The organism is Caballeronia sp. BR00000012568055 (genome assembly GCF_029439455.1).
Lineage (GTDB): Bacteria > Pseudomonadota > Gammaproteobacteria > Burkholderiales > Burkholderiaceae > Caballeronia.
The window spans coordinates 1-781 of sequence record NZ_JAQFVG010000201.1; the positions used below are offsets into that span (position 1 = coordinate 1).

Annotated in this window: 1 protein-coding gene; it reads left to right on the forward strand. The window is 55.3% G+C overall.

Annotated elements, in window-relative coordinates:
- Position 1 precedes the first annotated feature (1 nt).
- On the forward strand, positions 2-781 hold a 780-nt coding region (locus P7F28_RS10105; RefSeq protein ID WP_277184358.1), incomplete at its 3' end, for an ABC transporter substrate-binding protein.

Here is a 781-nt window from a genome sequence, read left to right on the forward strand (position 1 = left end):
CATGCTGAAAAGAAAAATCATCGGTGCGCTGATCGGTACTAGCGCATTGCTTGCTGCAACGAGCGCTTCATATGCAGACGAAGCCTATATTCCGCTGATTTCCAAAGGCTTCCAGCACCAGTTCTGGCAAGCGGTCAAAGCGGGCGCGGAGCAAGGCGCTAAGGAACAGAAGGTCCGCATTACCTTTGAAGGCCCGGAAACCGAAGCCATGGTCGATAAACAAATCGACATGCTTTCCGCTGCACTTGCCAAGAAACCTCAAGCCATCGGCATTGCCGCACTAGACAGCAAGGCCGCCATTCCGCTGCTCAAGCGCGCGCAAAACAACAAGATTCCGATCATCGCCTTTGACTCGGGTGTCGATAGCGATATTCCGCTTACGACGTGTGCCACCGACAATATCGCTGCCGCCGCACTCGCCGCCGACAAGATGGCCGATGCCATCGGCAACGCGGGCGAAGTCGGCCTGATCGTGCACGATCAGACCAGCCGCACCGGCATCGACCGGCGCGACGGCTTCCTTAACGAAATGAAATCCAAGCATCCGAACATCAAAATCGTCTCCGTGCAATACGGTGGCGGCGATCATTTGAAGTCAGCTGAAATCGCCAAGACGATGATTCAGGGCAACCCGAATATCAAAGGCATTTTTGGCGCTAACGAAGGCTCCGCCGAAGGCGCGGCAATCGGCATCAAGGAATCAGGCAAGAAGCTCGTGCTGATCGGCTATGACTCGGGCAAAGAGCAAAAAGAGGACATCATGTCCGGACTCATGCTCGGC